Origin of the sequence: Kitasatospora sp. NPDC002227, from assembly GCF_040296285.1 — a bacterium.
GTDB lineage: Bacteria > Actinomycetota > Actinomycetes > Streptomycetales > Streptomycetaceae > Kitasatospora.
Genome location: NZ_JBEOWY010000017.1, coordinates 125,355 through 139,956 on the forward strand (window position 1 = coordinate 125,355; position 14,602 = coordinate 139,956).

A 14,602-nucleotide genomic window follows, 5' to 3' on the forward strand; every position below is an offset into this window, starting at 1 on the left:
GGCGGGGTTTCATCAACCTGCCATCATTGCTGGCCAGTTCGCCTTTCGGGATCAGTAGTAGTGCCGCAGCCGGGGCCAGAGCCGCGCCCAGGGCGCCACCGGCCCGGCGCAGAGCACCACGGCCGCGTGCTGCTCCTGGTTCGCCAACCCCTGGCCGTTGTCCACCCGGCCGACCTGTCGGCAGCCGGTGAACTCCCGCTCCACCGCGCCGAGCCCGTCCGGGTGCACGATCAGCACCGGCCCGTCCGCCGTGGCCGGCGGCGGCCCCCAGTCGGCCAGGCTCATGTGGCCCGAGTACGGCGCGGGCAGGCCGAGCGCCGGACCGTAGTGGGCCAGCGCCCCGGCCTCGCCGTAGTTGGCGGCGAACAGCACGGCCCGGGGCCGCAGTTCGGCCGGGATCTGCCGCCAGCCGTCGGCCGCGGCCATGGCCAGCTGCGGCCAGCCGACCTGCTCGCCCTGCTCGGGGTAGATCCAGGTGACGGCCGGCAGCAGCTTCGGCGGCAGCACCGGCAGCGTGATCACCACGTTCACCAGCGCCGCCGCCAGCAGCCCGCCGGTCAGCACCCGCCCGGTACCGGCGGCGGCGGTCGCGCAGCCCGCCGCCGTGAGCACGAGGAGCAGCGGCAGCGCGTAGTACGGCTTGCCGCCGCTCACCAGCACCGCCACGCACAGCAGCGGGTACGCGTAGCCGAGGGCCCGCGCCCACCGCAGCTCGGGGCTGCGGGTCAGGCTCCGGTGGCCGCGCAGCCAGACCGGTACCAACGCCGGGGAGAGGTACAGCAGTTGCATCGGCACGAACATCAGCCGGTTGCCCAGGCCGTCCTTGGCGCTGATCCCCGCCGCCACCGTCAGCTCGGGCCAGCCGTGCGCGGCCTCCCACCACAGGTCGGGCAGCGCGACCGCCAGCCCCACCGCCGCCCCGGCCAGCGGCCACCAGCCCCGCAGCACCCCGCGCGGGCCGCCCGCCAGCAGGGCGAGCAGCAGCGAGGCCACCAGCAGCAGCACCAGGTCCTTGTTCAGCAGCGCCAGGCCGGTCACCGCCCCGACGGCGGGCCACCAGCGGCCGTCACCCGTCCGCAGCAGCCGGGCCGTCAGCAGGCAGACGGCCAGCCAGGCCGTCACGTCCACCGAGCTGGTCAGCAGCAGGTGCCCGACGGCCAGCACGAAGGCCGAGCCGGCCGCCGCCCAGGCGGCCAGCAGCTGCCCGCGCCGGGCCGCCCCGAACTCCCTCGCCAGCAGGGCCGTCAGCAGCACGCTCCCGGCCGCCAGCAGTGCGGGCACCACCCGCAGGCCGGTCGGGCTCTCCCCGAACACCGCCGTCGAGGCCCGCGCCAGCAGGGGCGTCAGCGGCGGCTGGTCGACGTACCCCCAGGCCGGGTGCCGCCCCGCCATCAGGAAGTACAGCTCGTCCCGATGGAAGCCGTACCGCCCCGACAGCACCAGCAGCAGCCCGGCCACCCCGGCGGCCACCCCCGCCACGGCTCTCCCCGCGAACGGCCGCAGCCGCGGCACACCCCCGCCGTCCATTCCGCTCCCCCGTCCCCCGATCGGCCCCGGGCCTGTCATCCGCACCACCCCGGGAGAAGCATTCTGCCGTGCAGCGGGGCTCCTGGTCCCCGAAGGTGGGGTGCATGGACCACGACAGCGGCTGGGCCGTAGCAGAGGCGGTCGCCGCCTGCGTCACGGCCGGCACGGTGCTGTTCGGCGCCCTGCTGGCCTTCCCTCAGGCCAGACGCAACCGCCAGCGCGAGGTGTCGGACATCTACGTCAGGCGCTACTGGCAGCTGCTGGACCAGATGCCCGAGTCCGTCCTGCGCGGCTTGGACGTCGGGGAGGCGGATGACCGTCTGGTCCGCCTCTACCTCCGGCTCTGCGAGGATCAGGCGGAGCTCCGCGAGGAGGGCTGGGTCTCCCGGGCCAGGTGGCTGGAGTGGCGCGGTGCCATCCGGGCCCAGCTCGAGCTCCCGCTCTATCTGCGCGTCTGGGAGGAGGCCCTGACGGACTCGGACAACGGCCAGGGTGGAAGCTTCCGCCACCTGCGCCAGCTCGTCTGGGACGCCCACTACGACCCCCGTCCGCTCTGGCCGGGCAGCTCGCTCCAGCGGCTGCGGCTCGGCGTCCGCCGCCTGCTCGGGCTGGACTGACCCGCCCCGCCCGTTCCCCCGCCCGCCCCGCCGTGGGAGGCTGGCCGCCAACCCCGAGGGAGGCCCGGATGGACACCGCCCAGTCCCTGACGGTCGATCAGGTGATAGCCCAGCTCACCGCGCTGGACGCCGCGCTGCCCGAGGCGGACGGCGTCCGGGTCTTCAACGACATGTACCTCACCGTCACCGAGCTGGTCCGCGACCACCTCGCGGCCGCCTACTTCGAGGACGCCCCCGGCATGGCCGGCCTGGACGCCGTGTTCGCCGCCCGGTACCTGGCCGCCGTCTCCGCGAGCGCCGACGGCGGTACGCCGAGCGCCTGTTGGCGCCCGCTCTTCGAGCTGCGCACCCGGCCGGGCATCGCACCGATCCAGTACGCCCTGGCCGGGATGAACGCCCACATCGAGTACGACCTGCCGCTCGCCGTCCTGGCGCACTGCCGCACGGCGGGCCGCACCCCCGCCCAGGTCGAGGCCGACTACCACCGGATCAACGACCTGCTGGCCCAGGTCGAGGGCCAGGTCCGCCGCGAACTCCTCCCCGAGCCGGGCCCGTTGCAGCTCGCCGACCCCCTGATGCACGTGATCGGCGTCTGGTCCGTCGACCGCGCCCGCGACGCCGCCTGGGCCACCGTCGTCAGCCTCTGGGAGCTGCGCCACGTCCCCTTCGCCGCCGAGGCCCTGACCACCGCCCTCGACGGCTCGGTCGGCATGGTCAGCCGGGCGCTGCTCGCTCCGCTCGCCTGACTCAGGCCGCCGGGAGCCGCCCCTTCACGCTGGTGCGGGCGATCGGCTGGCGCCCCCGGAGGGCGAGGAGTTCGTTCGCGACCTCCACGACCGCCAGCGGGTGCTCGTCGCCGCGCACCTCGATGCCGGCGGCGGACAGCCCCGCGGGGACGGCCCCGGCGTCGAGCAGTACGCGCCACTCCTGCGCACCGAGCCCCAGGTACTCCAGGCCGGTCAGGCCGGCGACCTCCAGCGGGGAGGCGAGTGTGCCGGGGTACGCGACCAGGGTGCGCACCTTCGGCAGTCCGGCGATGGGGGCGAGACCGAGGGGCGGCCCGCTGTGGCTGAAGATCTCCACGACCTCCAGGTCGGGGTGGGCGGCCGGCCCGAGCTCGGCCAGGTCGCGCCCGTCACCGATCCACGCTGTGTGCGGCAGCCGCTGCCCCTCGCCGACGGCGGCCCGACCGGCCGGCACCGCCTGCTCGAAGCCGTTCAGGACCAGTTGTGTCAGGGACTCGCCCCACAGCTCCGCACCGATGTACTCGCCGTGGTTGATGAGGACGACCTGCCCGAGGTGGCCGCGCGGGCCGGGCGTCAGGTCGACGGCGAAGCAGTCGCCGCCGTTGGTGCCGAAGACGATCCAGCCCGGCGATCCGGCCAGCGTCTGGACGGCGGCGTCGGGAGCGGCGACGGCCACCGTGGTCGCGGCCTCCTCCCACGGCGCGGCGCGCGGGGCCGCCTCGGCGAGGAACAGGAGCTCCAGGGGGAACGCCTCGCAGCCGATCGCGAGCGCCGCGGGCGGAGGCCAGCCGTCCAGCGCGCCGGGCTCCGCCCCGACCGCCCGGTAGAGCGCCTTGAGCTCCTCGGGCAGCGGGACGCCGAGCCGCTGCTCCGCTGCCGCGAACTCCTCCTCGGTCGCCGCCACGGCCCCGGGCAGCCGCTCCCGGAGCGTCCGCTCCAGCAGAGCCGGGTCCGCGGACGGCGCCGGCGCGGCTGCGGGCACCGGCTCCGGCAGTCGGCGCCACGGCGCGGCGACGGCGCCCTCGGCCAGCAGGAGCGTGCCCGGGGCCGGGCTCACACCGCCGTAACGGGGCTCCACGGCAGGGCCGGTGACGAAGACGTGCAGCTCCGTCCGCCCGTCCGGCGCGAAGTCCGCCGCGAACAGCACCTCGCCGACGCCCGCCTCCGCCAGAGCGCGCTGCACCGGCGCCGCCTCGGCGGCCGGCCCCTGGTGGCTCAGCGGCAGGCTCCACCCCGTCGTACTGACGCGTCCCGTCACGTGGCCGGTGCCGACCGCGAGACGGTCGGCGTGCTCGGTCCGCAGGAGCGCCAGCAGCGGTTCCCAGGTGGCGAAGTCGTGGAGCGCGGGCACGGGTGTCCTCCGGTGGGTACGGCAGTCGTGGTGACGGCCCGCAGGACCCTACCGACCGTCACCGACAGCCGCGCCACGCGCGGGTGCTCCGGGCCGCTTACGCCCAGCTGGAGTGCAGGGGCTTGCCCTCGGCGTAGCCGGCGGCGCTCTGCAGGCCGACGATGGCCTTCTCGTGGAAGTCCTCGAGGTTCTCCGCGCCCGCGTAGGTGCAGGAGCTGCGGACGCCCGCGACGATCGAGTCGATCAGGTCCTCGACGCCCGGGCGGGCCGGGTCGAGGAACATCCGGGAGTGCGAGATGCCCTCCTCGAACAGCGCCTTGCGGGCGCGGTCGTACGCCGACTCGGCCGAGGTGCGGTTGCTGACGGCCCGCTTGGAGGCCATCCCGAAGCTCTCCTTGTACTGGCGGCCGTCGGCGGTGGACTGCAGGTCGCCGGGCGACTCGTACGTCCCGGCGAACCAGGAGCCGATCATCACGTTGGAGGCACCGGCGGCCAGCGCCATCGCCACGTCACGCGGGTGGCGGACACCGCCGTCGGCCCAGACGTGCTTGCCGAGCCGGCGCGCCTCGGCGGCGCACTCCAGGACGGCGGAGAACTGGGGACGGCCGACGCCGGTCATCATCCGGGTGGTGCACATGGCGCCGGGGCCGACACCGACCTTGAGGATGTCCGCGCCCGCCTCGACCAGGTCGCGCACACCGGCGGCGGAGACCACGTTGCCCGCCACGATCGGGATCTGCGGGTCCAGCGAGCGGACGGCGCGCAGCGCGCTGATCATCGACTCCTGGTGGCCGTGCGCGGTGTCGACCACGAGCACGTCCGCACCCGCCTCGATCAGGGTCCGGGCCTTGCCGGCCACGTCGCCGTTGATGCCGACGGTGGCGGCGATCCGGAGCCTGCCGTTGGCGTCCACCGCGGGGGTGTAGAGGGTGGCGCGCAGCGCGTTCTTGCGGGTCAGGATGCCGACCAGCTTGCCGTCGGCGTCCACCACGGGGGCGAGCTTGCGGTGCGCCTCGTTCAGCTTGTCGAACGCGACGCGCGGGTCGATGCCCTCCTCGAGGAGCAGCAGGTCGCGCGACATCACGTCGGCCAGGCTGGTGAAGCGGTCCACGCCCTGGCAGTCGGAGTCGGTGACCACGCCGACCGGCCTGCCGGCCGCGTCCACGACCACCAGCGCGTTGTGCGCGCGCTTGGGCAGCAGCGACAGCGCGTCGGCGACGGTGTCGCCGGGGGTCAGGGTGAGCGCGGTGTCGTGCACCAGGTGACGCTGCTTGACCCAGCCGATCACCTCGGAGATGACCTCGGTGGGGATGTCCTGCGGGATGGCCACCAGGCCGCCGCGCCGCGCGACGGTCTCCGCCATCCGGCGGCCGGCGATCGCGGTCATGTTGGCGACGACCAGCGGGATGGTGGTGCCGGTGCCGTCGTTCGACGACAGGTCCACGCCCTGCCGGGAGCCCACGGCGGAACGGCTGGGGACCATGAAGACGTCGTCGTACGTCAGGTCGTACGGTCCCGAATAACGGTCGTCAATAGTGCCGGTCTGAGGATTCAAGAAACGCATGAAGAAGGCTCTCTGACTTCGGGAGGGTAGACCTCGGGTGCAGTTAGGTCCGGCCGACCGAGCGCACTCGGGCGCCCCGCACCCAACCGTCAATGCTTGCCGATACCCAGGCCGAAAGCGAGTTCACACGCAATCCTTGAAGATCCACACAGAGATCACCAATCCGTACACAGGATGGCTTGTAGGAACATACAAGAACAATGCCTGAGGCATCTTTCGGCGCAGCTTGCAAGGAGGTCGACTGCCGACCCGGGACAGCCTCCGCCTCACGCAAAGTGCTCATCACGGTCGAGGCGCAGGGCTAGGGGCACCGTGCCCGGCTGCAACGGCCCCACCCGCCGGCTGACCACCACGGGCAACTCGCCTCTGACACATACCGTCGGACACCAACCAGACGGAGAACGGCACCAAACCACCGAACCCCGGAGTCGCCAGAAGGCGAGGGCGGCGGCGCCCTGCACACCGACGAAGCCCCAGCGGCGAATCCAAGATCGCGCCCGGCCAGCCGACCGAATGCTCCTGGGCCCCCTGCGTGCACACACCTAGCAGGACAGGAAGCCCACCAAGATCTCCCATGCGCTGGAGCGTTCCTCGGGCGCTATCTCCAACGCGCCGACCACTTTGGCACCCTGGATGAGGCTGATGTGGACTGCGCCCAGCTCCGCCGCTGCCCAGAGGTCCAGCCCGGCTCTCTCCCGACCGCCGAGCCCGGCAGCTGATGGACCCTGCGAGCCTCGGAAGGCAGCTCTCCATCGCGGGCATCCCCACTCTCGACGGCCGAACCGCGACTCTGCAGCAGTTGGCCCTTCAGGCGCCACCATCCGTCGTCGCTGAAATGCTCGGCTACCACACCGTCCACACCGGGGTCGTCGGCTGACAAGCCCGTGGAACCTGGAAGAAGTACGCTCGCGGCGACCAAACTCGCTGAAATCGACGACCCCTCTCAATGAGTAAGACTTCGACGACTCCAACGCTGAGTCAGTCCGAATCGACGGCCCCTATCACCTATTCGGACGATAGACGATCTCGACTCCTGGCCGATGACCATACGTTGGCCATGCGGGGCGATCCAGCACGGATAGCGAGAGCTGAGTGTTCAAGCACAAGAAGACACACGATGAAGTGAAACTGCAGGCCAGTGCACAACTGATGACTTGGCACTGGTATTCCCAGGACCAAGTACTCGCAGCTGCGATGTTCTCTCGGAAATGCGGGGAAATGGAGGCAAACCGGGCCACCCCCACTGACGACGAGAAGCGCCGGGGACTCACCTGGGCTGAGGCGGAGCAGACGGAACACCGCTCCTACGTCGTGGCCTCGGTCCTCGCCTCGGTTGCCTTCCTGGAGGCGTCGCTCAACGAGCTCTTCGCCTCCGCACCTCACGAGAACCTGGAGGTCGGAGGGGGCCGCGGAGCCCTCTCAGCGGGTGAGCGGCGATCTCTCACCGACTTGACAGGGATGTTGGACCGGAACGACTTCCTCGACAAATTTCAGCTCGTACTCCACCTGCTCGGCAAGCAGCCGTTCGACAGGGGCGCACAGCCATACCAAGATGCGCAGCTGCTTGTGCAGCTACGAAACGTTCTCGTGCACTACAAGCCGCGATGGCGCCCAGGAGGGGATGACTCAGGCCAATCCATCCAAGCGTCAGGGCTGACGAAGGGCTTGGCAGACCGAAAATTCTCCCTGAACCCTTTCACCGGCCAGGGCAACCCATTCTTTCCGGATAAATGCCTTGGACACGGCTGCACCACTTGGGCATTGACTGCAGCGCTGGATTTCGCAGACGGCTTTTTCGCCCGGCTCGGAGTAACTCCTGTGTACCAAGGCGTTCGGGGTCGACTGGCACCTTGAACTCGCCCCAGAACATACGGGATGAGGTCCCGGTCGTTGGTGCGTCCGGGACAAGGCGCCCTTCCAACCTGCGCCGCCTCGCGGCGGCAACGGCTTGATTCAGGCGGTGGGCTCGGTCAGTCGTGGGCCGGAATCCAGCGGGGCCTGCTCAGGACACCGATCGCGTGTCACGCGTGCGGCCACCCCGTGAACCGCCTCTTACTCCCGCTGGTTCGGCCTGCGAGGACCTCGGGCGCTCCGGCGGCACCTGTTGTCGGGACGGTCCGACCTTGCCACAGCCTCCCCGCGCCTCGCCAGGTGATTTCCCGAGGCACGGGACCAGGCTTGACAACGGGATTGGGAAGTTTCCGCCCTCCCACGCCTCCGGACGTGCTATCGTGACCGCCACTAGTCCACTAGTACGGTCCCGACGGGCTTCCGAGGTTTGGATACGCCCCCCATCCGCTAATGGAGTTGCCTTATGCTGCCCTCGCGCATGCCCGCGAGCGCCACGGCCTTGTCCGCGAGCGCCACGCCGAATTCTCACCTCACCTGTGTGACACGGCCACAGGTGTCTTCCGCTCGCAACCTTCGGGGCGTCTGACCAGCGAGCTGAGGCGCGGGCTCGATCCGCACGCCCGGCACCTTCTTATCCGGCATAAGGCCTTGCCTGCGTTCGGCGTGCCTCCGAACGTGGCCTCCTCCAAAGGACTCCCGTGCTGTCCGCATTCTCCGCCATCACTCCTGGGCTCCTCGCCCTCGCCGCGATCGTCCGCGTCATCGTCCGGGCTCGGATGACACGCCAAATCGCCCGTGAGGCCCTCGCCGACTCCGACCCCAAGGACAGGCCAGAGATCCTCAGGGCGCTGCCCAAGTGAGCGTGCCTGCTCACGATTGCCCGTCTTGTTACAGTCACATAGCCAACTGGACCGGAGAACCGGTGCCGGTCGATGGAGGAGTGCACAGTGTTCTACCGCGGCCCAGCGTCCGTCCTCGCTGTACGGGCCCTCTCCGGGGACCTGGTCTCTGCGGTCGAGCAACAAGCCCTTCAGGTAGGCGGGCGACTGCCAAGTCCCGGCGACCTGCAGGTGTGGGAGCGTGGTCTTCCAGCGGTTCTCGGTGTCCTCCTGGAGGCGGGTCTCGACGAGGTCGAGGTACTCGTCGGATACACGCTCCCATTCACCAGCAAGTCTGCCGACCTCGTCCTGGCGGGCATTCATCCCGTAACCGGGGCCCCGTCCTACGTCCTCGTCGAGGTCAAGCTCTGGTCACGGGCCGAGCCCGAACACGAGCACCCCTCCTTGTACCGGGTCGCCGGCCTCGCACATCCTGTTCTCAACCCGATCGAGCAGGTGAGTGGGTACTGCGAGTACCTGATTTCGTACAACGAAACGCTCACGGGCCATCCTGAGCGGGTCTCCGGTGTGGCATTCCTGCCCAGTGCGACGGACCTCATGGTGCAGGACGTCCACAACGCCGACACGGGCGTCCAGGTCGCGCTCTTCACCGGTGATCACCGGGCAGAATTCATCGGCTTCCTGCAATCACGAGTTGCCCCGAGGGGTGGCGCAGAGTCCGCCGACCGCCTTCTCTCCGCCAAGGTCGGACCGGTGCCACAGGTCATGTCGGCCGCGGCTGCCGAGGTGCGCGAGCACGAGCAGTTCGTCCTGCTGGACGAGCAGAAGGTGGCGTTCGAGCTGGTGCTCGACGCGGTCCGGCGGGCAGGCCGGTCAGACCGGAAGGAAGGGGTGCTGGTCACCGGCGGCCCCGGCACGGGAAAGACCGTCATCGGCCTTTCCTTGCTCGGTGAACTCTACCGTGGGGGCTATGCGGTGATGCATGCGACCGGATCGCATGCCTTCACCCACACCTTGCGGAAGGTGGCCGGTGCCCGCAAGCGCGAGGTACGCGACCTGTTCAAGTACTTCAACTCCTTCCTGACTGCCGAGCACGAGTCCCTCGACGTCCTGATCTGCGACGAAGCGCACCGCATCCGGGCCACCTCGGCCAACCGCTACACCTCGCAGGCGCAGCGAACAGGCCGCTCACAGGTCCAGGAACTCATCGATGCGGCCCGCGTCCCGGTCTTCCTGCTGGACGAGGACCAAGTCGTACGCCCTGGGGAGATCGGCACAGCAGCAGGGATCAGGAAGGCTGCGCAGGAAATGGGCGTGAGTCTCCGTGAGGTCGAGCTGGACAAGCACTTCCGTGCCGGTGGCAGTGATGCCTATCTTCAGTGGGTCGTCCGACTGCTGGGGCTTGCGCCAGGCGACCCGCTGGAATGGACGTCTGACGGCAGGATGACACTGACGGTGGCCGACAGCCCTCAGGAGCTCGAGGATTTCCTTGCAGCTCGCCTCGCGGAGGGTTACAGCGCCCGCATCACAGCCGGATACTGCTGGAACTGGACGAAGAAGACCTCGTCGGCAGATCCGCTTCCGCTGGATGTGCAGATCGGGGACTGGGCCCGACCGTGGAACGTCTTCGGTGACCGCGCAGTCGGCGGAGCGCCTCCGGCTGCTCTCTGGGCCACCGATCCGGCCGGGTTCGGCCAGGTCGGGGTCGTCTACACCGCCCAGGGATTCGAGTACGACTGGTGTGGAGTGATCATCGGCCCCGACCTCGTCTGGCGGTCCGACCGCTGGGTGTGCGACCGTACCGAATCCAAGGATCCGGCCCTCAGCAAGTCTGTCAGTGACGCCGACGTCGACCGCTTCGTCCGCAACACCTACAAGGTTCTGCTGACCCGCGGGATGGTCGGCACGGTCATCTACTCGACGGACGCCGAAACTCGCGCCAAGCTCCACGAGCTGGTATCGCCAGGCTCGGGCCCTCACTGAGCAGGATGTGACTGCTACTCCACCTCGGGCCCGTGGACCATGGTGTCGCCGAGCAGGGTGTGGCTGGGAAGGAGGGCGTCGAGGGCTGGGCTGGTGAACGGGTTTTCGGGCCAGGCGGTGAGGTCGGCGAGGCGGCCCGGGGTGAGCAAACCGCGGAGGTGAGCCTCAGTGGTGAGGCGAGCCGCGGCGGCGGTGTGGAGGTGGACGGCTTCGGCACGAGTGGTGACCTGGCCCGGGCCGAGGACGCCGGCGACGGTCGAGCGGGTGGTCAGGCCGTGGAGGAAGTGGGCGGCGCCGTAGCTGCCGACGGGGTAGTCGGAGCCGGCCGAGATGTCAGAACCCGCGTCGAGCCAGGCCCGGGTGGCCAAGAGGGCGGTCACTCGTTCGCCGCCCCAGTACTCGGTCTGGATCGCGGCAGCGTCGTGGAGCAGCGGCTGCTGGATGTGTCCGGGATGCCCAGGTGGACGGCCCGGCGGCGCTGGGCCCGGTCCGCGAGCCCGCCGTGCTCCATCGCCAGGGCACCGTAGGGCAGGCCGGAGGTGCGGCGCTGCACGCGCTCGTACAGGTCGAGCGGGGGAACGGCCGCCGCGGTCGCCGTAGGCGTGGATATCCATCCGCCAGCAGCGCCAGACCGCTGAAAAGACGGCCTCCTCTAACTCGTAATATTCCCAGGCGAGTTGGCTGGCGCAACCGGGGCCGAGCAGTATAGCGTCTCCAGGACGCTGGCTTCGATGCCGCCGTCCATCCAGAACCTCACGTCCCATACGCGCAGCTAGGAAGCGCTGACGTAACGCTAGACGATTCTGGGGCCCTCACTCTGATCCGATGGCCGAACCGTCCGACCGGCGCACCTGCCCAGTGACCGCGGTGGCCGTCAGCTCGACCATGGCAGGCCCTCTGGTCTGCGCGGCGTGGTCCGACGGGCTCATCCGGGTACGGAGCCTATGCAAGGGGGCGAAGCGCAAGACCTACGACTGGGTTCGGAAATCTGGTCGATGGCGCTCATCGGCAACCCGCTGATGCTCGGTATCCCGGACGGCGTGGCGGCGATCGACCTGCAGGCCCGCGCCGCAGGAGCCCGTGACACACATTGGGCATCGGCGACGCCAAAGCTCCGCTCCTGGAGCCCCTCACACTGCTGACGACTTCACGGTGAACCCAGGCTCAGCGCACGTCGGGCAACACCTGACCTGACCAAGGGTCATATCCCATCCAGAATATGGATCCTGGGAGCGATGTACGAGGCAATTGCCCGACCATGAGGGGCCGCCAGTGCCCCTTGGGCCAGGGAGAGACGAATAACTACACTGCCTTCCCGCGACGAGAGCCGGCGACTCAATTCGCTCACGGCGGGCATAAGCGACCACGCCGAGGAGATAAAACCGAATCTTCCCAGCCCAGGATCACTCAGCAACCCAAAGACAACAGCAATGTGAGGCCTCGGCGCAGATTTCAGAAGGGAGCCTTCTACTCGCCTGCGATATCCCCCTACGCCCGCCCCATATATGGGACTCCGCACCCCATCTGCCAGCCAGAAGCGACCATCCTCGGTAAATCCGCCAGAGGCGTCCGGCATCCGCATCTCGGCCATAAGGTCGCCACAGTGATCTACGACCACATCCACACCTTTCGCGCGAGTGAGGATCTCCCAGCTACCCCGATGCGGCGGCTCCCAGCATCGCGGACGGCCTCCCAGGATGCGGGACACAGCGCTTGCAAGCGATGCGTCGCCAACAGTTACGCGCCATGCGTCCGCAAAAACTGGAACAGCCCCGAATATCGACCCGGCTCTAAACATTCCCACTACTACGCCCAGGCGCCCGTCACCCAAATCCACAGCACCCCAAGCAGACCGGTCTGATGCAGGCTGGGTAGGCCTGGCCAATCCGGCCTGCCGAAGATGTACATCGCTCATTCGGGCTCGCCTTCAATTCGAGTGACGAGGAGTCTCGACACGTGGCTGCCTGGTGAGGGGCAATCACGTATCCGAGGAGCCGCAAGCGGGCGGGGTGCAGGAGGCCACTGTGGGCAGGCCGCGGCCTGCCCACAGAGCATGGTGGAAGTCACGTAGCCGCTGCCCGGCTGCTCGGACCTCCCTGAAGGCCCGTCATCTGCGCCGGGAGCTGCGGGGTCTGCGGCTTGGTGAACACCAGGACGTCCTCGTGGACGATCAGGTGCATCGGCACGCCAGCCGCCCTCGCGGCACGTACGTTCTTCAGCTGGAAGAAGGAGGGGCGGGCGACCAGCCGGTCGTCTCGCAGGCCGGCGAGGAGCGCGACGCACCGCTCGACCGGAACGAGTCCGGCCGCCTGTCCGGCGGCGATGACGGCGGCGGGCAGGTCGACGAGTTCGCCGTGATGACGCCAGGGCCGCGCGGTCACCGCGACCGTACCTCCCGGGGCGAGCAGCGGCAGGCAGTTGGTGAGGATGGTGGTGAAGGCCTCCAGGAGGTCGTCGGTGGGGGCGTGGGCGAGGTTGGCGGGGTTGTTGCCGTAGGTGGTGTCGAACTTGCCGATGCCGCGTCGGCCGGTCTCGCGGGTGGCGCGGACCTGGCCGTGGACGGAGGCGCCGTAGGGCGGCGAGGTGAGCAGGAGCTGGGCGCGGCCGTGGTGCTCCTCGCCGATGACGGTGTGCGCGGTGCGGGCGTCTCCGGTGTGGACCGTGGCGCGGCCGGTGGCCCCGCTCGTTCGGGCTTGGTTGAGGTTCGCCTTGGCGACGGCTGTCCAGCGGCCTTCGAGTTCGACGCCGATGGCGTCGCGGCCGAGGTGCACCGCCTCGACCAGGGTGGTGCCGATGCCGCACATCGGGTCCAGGACGAGCTGGCCAGGGGTGGTATAGGTGGCGATGGCGTGGGCGGCGATGGCGGGGAGCATCTTGGCGGGGTGCGCGGCCGATTCGGGGGTGTAGTGGTCGCGGCGCTGGTTGCGGGCGTCCTTCTGCGCGGTGACCCACACCGAGGTCGGCAGGCAGGCCAGGGTCACGGGAGCGACGGTGCCGACGGGCACGCGGGGCGTGGGCGGTCCGGCGGTGCAGACCTGCGCCTGGGGGGCTGTCTCGTACGGGCTGGTGGTCATGATCGGCTCCTCGCGGTCGGTGCGGCTGGGGGGCTGTGAACTGCCTGAACCCACGTGGTCGTTCACGGCTTGACCAAGACGAGCAGGTCGTTGTGGATCAAGGCGTGACGGCCCGGGATGGACTGGGAGTGGTGGCAGACGCAGTCCCGGCGGTGCTGGACGCGGCCGGGGACTGCGGGTGCGAGATGGCCGTCGGTGACGGTGGCTTCGACGGCGGCGATGTGCTGCAGGTAGACCAGGCCGGCGGCCTGGGCGTGGGCGACGAGGTGTCCGGCGGTGTCCTGTCCGGTGCTCTGGCGGGTGGTGATGACCAGCACTCCGTCGGGCTTCAGCGCCCAGGCGCAGGACTCGGTCAGCGCGGCGAGCTGGGCTGGGGTGGCGAAGGCGTGGGGCGCGGCGATGGCCAGTTGCGCTTGGCCGCTGTGCCGGTCGGCGGCGGGCGGGAGGTTGCCGGGGGCGCCTCGTCGCAGGACGGCGAGGGAGGCGACCTGGACGGCGTGGGTGTGCAGGGTGTCGTAGGCGAGGGTGGCGGCCTGGTGGGTGGGGGCATAGGCGAGGACCTTGCGGCCGGTCTGGACGGCGGCGGTCAGGCAGGCGGCGTTGCCGGCCTCGGGGACGTACACGAGGTCGCCTCGGGCGGTGAACGCCTCGACGATCTGCTTGGCCAGGCCGGGCGGGAGGCGGTGGGCACAGGCCGCGCCGATGGGGGTTTCGCAGATGGGGCAGCAGCCGGCGAGCGGTTCGCTCAGCCACACCGACAGGGGCACGCCAGTGGGGTTGGAACGCGGGGTGCGCGGCCGCTGGTCGGCATCCCGGCGGGTTCCCGGGAGGCCGGGCTGGGGCGGGGTTGCGGTGGGGCGGGTGGGCTGGTTCATGCGGGTTGGCCCGACGGCCGCCGCCTGACGCTGACACCTCTACAAACCGGATTTTGGGCCGTTTTCTAACGCACCGTCCATCCGATCGCGGATAAGTCATACCGCTGCCCGGTACGCGCCGCGCGTCCCTTCGTGCTTTCCCCGCAGGCCGTAAAGAGGGCCTCGCAAGGGGGCC

General features: G+C 70.0%; 11 protein-coding genes. 5 read left to right on the forward strand and 6 right to left on the reverse strand.

The annotated features are described in order from the left end of the window. Positions 1-51: 51 nt before the first annotated feature. Positions 52-1,527, reverse strand: coding sequence for an ArnT family glycosyltransferase (locus tag ABT095_RS18065; RefSeq protein WP_350530406.1), 1,476 nt, complete (start codon positions 1,525-1,527; stop codon positions 52-54). A 104-nt stretch (positions 1,528-1,631) separates the two neighbouring features. Between ABT095_RS18065 and ABT095_RS18070 the strand changes: the two genes are divergently transcribed. Both ABT095_RS18070 and ABT095_RS18075 read left to right on the forward strand, forming a co-directional pair. Beyond that, positions 1,632-2,144 (forward strand): hypothetical protein, encoded by a 513-nt coding sequence (locus tag ABT095_RS18070; RefSeq protein WP_350530407.1) that lies wholly within the window; start codon positions 1,632-1,634, stop codon positions 2,142-2,144. Positions 2,145-2,212: 68 nt separating this feature from the next. Further along, entirely contained in the window at positions 2,213-2,890 is a 678-nt protein-coding gene (locus tag ABT095_RS18075) for a DUF5995 family protein (RefSeq protein WP_350530408.1), read from the forward strand. Between the two features lies 1 nt (position 2,891). On the opposite strand, the gene ABT095_RS18080 is transcribed toward ABT095_RS18075, so the two are convergent. Next, positions 2,892-4,241, reverse strand: a complete 1,350-nt coding sequence (locus ABT095_RS18080; RefSeq protein ID WP_350530409.1) for an SMI1/KNR4 family protein — start codon at positions 4,239-4,241, stop codon at positions 2,892-2,894. A 97-nt stretch (positions 4,242-4,338) separates the two neighbouring features. Next, entirely contained in the window at positions 4,339-5,805 is a 1,467-nt protein-coding gene (locus ABT095_RS18085) for a GuaB1 family IMP dehydrogenase-related protein (protein ID WP_350530410.1), read from the reverse strand. Between the two features lie 1,092 nt (positions 5,806-6,897). Here ABT095_RS18085 and ABT095_RS18090 point away from each other — a divergent pair. The 3 genes from ABT095_RS18090 to ABT095_RS18100 all read left to right on the forward strand — a co-directional run bounded on the left by ABT095_RS18090 (position 6,898) and on the right by ABT095_RS18100 (position 10,478). After that, entirely contained in the window at positions 6,898-7,659 is a 762-nt protein-coding gene (locus tag ABT095_RS18090; protein WP_350530411.1) for a hypothetical protein, read from the forward strand. 695 nt (positions 7,660-8,354) lie between these two features. Then, entirely contained in the window at positions 8,355-8,516 is a 162-nt protein-coding gene (locus tag ABT095_RS18095) for a hypothetical protein (protein ID WP_350530412.1), read from the forward strand. An 87-nt stretch (positions 8,517-8,603) separates the two neighbouring features. Beyond that, positions 8,604-10,478, forward strand: coding sequence for a DNA/RNA helicase domain-containing protein (locus ABT095_RS18100; RefSeq protein ID WP_350530413.1), 1,875 nt, complete (start codon positions 8,604-8,606; stop codon positions 10,476-10,478). A gap of 14 nt (positions 10,479-10,492) precedes the next feature. Here the strand turns inward: ABT095_RS18100 and ABT095_RS18105 are convergent, their stop codons facing one another. The 3 genes from ABT095_RS18105 to ABT095_RS18115 all read right to left on the reverse strand — a co-directional run bounded on the left by ABT095_RS18105 (position 10,493) and on the right by ABT095_RS18115 (position 14,319). After that, the gene (locus ABT095_RS18105; protein WP_350530414.1) at positions 10,493-11,242 is read right to left on the reverse strand and encodes an amidohydrolase family protein; all 750 of its coding nucleotides are present in this window, start codon (positions 11,240-11,242) and stop codon (positions 10,493-10,495) included. 1,299 nt (positions 11,243-12,541) lie between these two features. Further along, positions 12,542-13,552, reverse strand: coding sequence for a TRM11 family SAM-dependent methyltransferase (locus ABT095_RS18110; RefSeq protein ID WP_350530415.1), 1,011 nt, complete (start codon positions 13,550-13,552; stop codon positions 12,542-12,544). 62 nt (positions 13,553-13,614) lie between these two features. Then, complete coding sequence (locus ABT095_RS18115) at positions 13,615-14,319, reverse strand: hypothetical protein (RefSeq protein ID WP_350530416.1); 705 nt, start codon at positions 14,317-14,319, stop codon at positions 13,615-13,617. Positions 14,320-14,602 lie beyond the last annotated feature (283 nt).

Excerpts from the sequence above, each read along its gene's own strand:
- ABT095_RS18065 (WP_350530406.1), bottom strand. The coding sequence starts at position 1,527 with ATGGACGGCGGGGGTGTGCCGCGGCTGCGGCCGTTCGCGGGGAGAGCC.
- ABT095_RS18070 (WP_350530407.1), top strand. The coding sequence starts at position 1,632 with ATGGACCACGACAGCGGCTGGGCCGTAGCAGAGGCGGTCGCCGCCTGC.
- ABT095_RS18075 (WP_350530408.1), top strand. The coding sequence starts at position 2,213 with ATGGACACCGCCCAGTCCCTGACGGTCGATCAGGTGATAGCCCAGCTC.
- ABT095_RS18085 (WP_350530410.1), bottom strand. The coding sequence starts at position 5,805 with ATGCGTTTCTTGAATCCTCAGACCGGCACTATTGACGACCGTTATTCG.
- ABT095_RS18105 (WP_350530414.1), bottom strand. The coding sequence starts at position 11,242 with ATGGGACGTGAGGTTCTGGATGGACGGCGGCATCGAAGCCAGCGTCCT.
- ABT095_RS18110 (WP_350530415.1), bottom strand. The coding sequence starts at position 13,552 with ATGACCACCAGCCCGTACGAGACAGCCCCCCAGGCGCAGGTCTGCACC.